Below are 2866 nucleotides of genomic sequence, written 5' to 3' on the forward strand. Positions count from 1 at the left end.
CATTGGCGCCCGGTTCACCGTCGAGCTTCTCGACAACCAGCAGATCGCCAGGTTGGACCCGGTACTGCTTTCCGCCGGTTTTGATCACCGCGTACATCGTTAGCGCCTTGGACTTTAGCAAAAGGAATTGCGCCCGCGAGAAGCCCCGCGGGCGAGAGGGCCGGACTTATACAGCGAGGCCCGCCCAAGTCAACGCGAGTCCCGCGTTTCCACGGTCACATGACTCAAACCCGGCAGGCCGGACAGGCGGGCGCGATAGGCGGCGGGGGTGAGCGGGGTCTTGGCCTCGATCACCGCGATCGCCGCATGGTGGCCGGGACCCAGCCGCCAGAGGTGCAGGTCCAGCAGCCGCTCGTCGCCGGTGACCAGCCGCGCGCGGATTTCGGCGGTCAGCTCGGCGGAGGGATTCATGTCCAGCAGCACCGCGCCGGCCCGCTTCAGCAGCCGCCAGGCGAAGTGGGCGACCAGGGCCGCGCCGGCCAGGCCCGCCAGGCTGTCGGCCCAGGCCCAGCCGAACATCCGTCCCAGGCCAAGGCCTGCTATGGCCAGGGCCGAGACCGCCGCGTCGGCGGCCAGATGCAGGTGAGCGGCCGAGAGGTTCAGGTCGCCGTCGCGGTCGTGGGCGTGGGCGTGGGCCGGGCGCAGCAGCGCCATGCAGATGAGATTGACCACCAGAGCGGCGGCCGCCAGCGCCAGGGCGCCGTCATAGGCGACGGGGGCGGGGGCCAGCAGGCGCGAGACGCTCTCGAAGCCGATATAGAGCGCCGTGACCGCCAGGACCGAGGCGTTGGCGAAGCCCGCCAGGTAGCCCAGCTTGCCGGTGCCGAAGGAGAAGCGCGGATCCTCGGCGTACCTGCGCGCCAGGCCATAGGCGCCGGCCGCGACCACCAGGGCGGCCACATGGGCGGCCAGGTGCAGGCCGTTGGCCACCAGGGCCATCGAGTTGAAGGCGATCCCACCGGCGATCTGGGCGACCAGGGTCACCAGGCAGATGGCCGCCACGATCCAGGTGCGCCGCTCGTTGCGGGCGTGATCGGCGCCCAGATAGACGCGGTCGGCCCGGAAGGCGTCGATCTGTCCCTGGGTCTCGGTGGTGGAGGCGGTCACGAGCGGCGTCTTCCCATATCTCGGTTCTACATATCGAACGTTACTTTATAACACAAGCAGCCTTGGGGACCATCTGATCAAGCGTCCGAAGTTTCCGCCCCTGTTCCCTTCGCCGCTGCGAATGCCTAAATGCCCGCCATGACCGACAAGACCCCCGTCACCGTGCTCACCGGCTATCTTGGCGCCGGCAAGACCACCCTGCTCAACCGCATCCTCACCGAGGACCACGGCAAGCGCTACGCCGTCATCGTCAACGAGTTCGGCGAGGTCGGCATCGATAACGACCTGATCGTCGGCGCCGACGAAGAAGTCTTCGAGATGAACAACGGCTGCGTCTGCTGCACCGTGCGCGGCGACCTGATCCGCGTTCTCTCCGGGCTGATGAAGCGCAAGGGCAAGTTCGACGCGATCATCGTGGAGACCACGGGCCTGGCCGATCCCGGCCCGGTGGCCCAGACCTTCTTCGTCGACGACGACGTCAAGGCCAAGACCCAACTCGACAGCGTCACCACCGTGGTCGACGCCAAGCACCTGATGCTGCGCCTGGCCGACAGCCGCGAGGCGGTCGAGCAGATCGCCTTCGCCGACCAGATCGTGCTGAACAAGACCGACCTGGTCACCGAGGACGAGCTCAGGAGCGTCGAGGCCGCGATCCGCCGGCTCAACCCGCTGGCCCCCATCCATCGGGCCCAGCGCTCCAACGTGTCGCTGGACAAGATCCTCGGGCGCGGCGGCTTCGACCTGGCCCGCATCACCGAGGTGAACCCGGAGTTCCTCAACCCGCCGCACGGCGAGGAGGGCCACGTCCACGACGAGGACTGCGACCACGACCATCACCACCATGATCATGACCACCACGGCCACGATCATGAAGACCACGCGGCGGCGGCCGGCATCCGCGGGATCTCGCTGACCCTGGACAAGCCGATCCACGGCCAGCGGGTCACCACCTGGCTGAACAAGGTGCTGGAGGAGCAAGGCCCCGACATCCTGCGGGCCAAGGGCATTCTCGACGTGTCCGGCGAGGACCGCCGCCTGGTGTTCCAGGCCGTGCACATGATCCTGGAGGGCGACTTCCAGGGCGACTGGAAGACAGGCGACAAGCGCTACAGCCGCATGGTGTTCATCGGCCGCAACCTCGACGAGGCCAAGCTGCGGGCGGGCTTCGAGGCCTGCGCGGCCTAGCGGCGCCCATGAAAAAGGCCCGCCCGGGTCACCCTGGGCGGGCCTCTTCAAGGATGTCCGAAGCGCCTAGAGCTCTTCGTTGATCAGCGCGACCTGGAAGAAGCCGTTGCTCTGCAGGGTGTTCATCACCGCCATGAAGTCGCCGTAGCGCACGGTGCGGTCGGCGCGGATATAGACGCGCTCTTCCGTCGGCTCGGGCTTGTCCACCGAGAGGATGCGGGTCAGGTCCGCGGGCAGGGTGTCCAGGGTGGTCGGGATGTCGCCGATATAGAGGCCCGCCTCCTGGATGTTGATCAAGGTCGGTTCCACGATCTTGGAGCCTGGCGGCGGCGGGATGGCCGGCGGCAGGTCGAGCTTGATCGAAACCGTGGCGGCCGGAATGGCCACCATGAAGATGATAAGGAGCACCAGCATCACGTCCACGAAGGGCGTAACGTTGATGTCGCTGTTCTGGCCGAGGTCGAACTTACCGCCGCCGCCCCCGCCGCCCAGCTTCGCACCCATATGAATTTCCTTCCCTAGGGCCCCTGGAACCGGGGCCGCCACGTGGTCGCGGAAACCCTTCGCCAAACAA

The 2866-nt window shown here is 67.2% G+C and carries 4 protein-coding genes; 1 reads left to right on the plus strand and 3 read right to left on the minus strand.

Annotation, left to right across the window (positions count from 1 at the left end; translation table 11 throughout):
• Nucleotides 1-97: bL21 family ribosomal protein (locus Q8Q77_RS19645; RefSeq protein ID WP_305585676.1), on the minus strand; the 97-nt coding region annotated here is incomplete at its 3' end.
• A gap of 92 nt (nucleotides 98-189) precedes the next feature.
• Nucleotides 190-1107, minus strand: coding sequence for a CDF family Co(II)/Ni(II) efflux transporter DmeF (dmeF, locus tag Q8Q77_RS19650; RefSeq protein WP_305585674.1), 918 nt, complete (start codon nucleotides 1105-1107; stop codon nucleotides 190-192).
• 129 nt (nucleotides 1108-1236) lie between these two features.
• Between dmeF and Q8Q77_RS19655 the strand changes: the two genes are divergently transcribed.
• Nucleotides 1237-2292 carry a GTP-binding protein gene (locus Q8Q77_RS19655; protein ID WP_305585675.1) on the plus strand — a complete coding sequence of 352 codons (1056 nt, stop codon included), beginning with the start codon at nucleotides 1237-1239 and terminating at the stop codon, nucleotides 2290-2292.
• Between the two features lie 66 nt (nucleotides 2293-2358).
• On the opposite strand, the gene Q8Q77_RS19660 is transcribed toward Q8Q77_RS19655, so the two are convergent.
• A partial coding sequence (locus Q8Q77_RS19660; RefSeq protein WP_371130487.1) for a biopolymer transporter ExbD occupies nucleotides 2359-2866 on the minus strand: 508 nt, incomplete at its 5' end.

Source organism: Phenylobacterium sp., from assembly GCF_030698145.1.
Classification (GTDB): domain Bacteria; phylum Pseudomonadota; class Alphaproteobacteria; order Caulobacterales; family Caulobacteraceae; genus Phenylobacterium.

What these genes read in the sequence shown, in the direction of transcription:
- Q8Q77_RS19655 (WP_305585675.1), top strand. Translation starts at nt 1,237, where the DNA reads ATGCCCGCCATGACCGACAAGACCCCCGTCACCGTGCTCACCGGCTAT.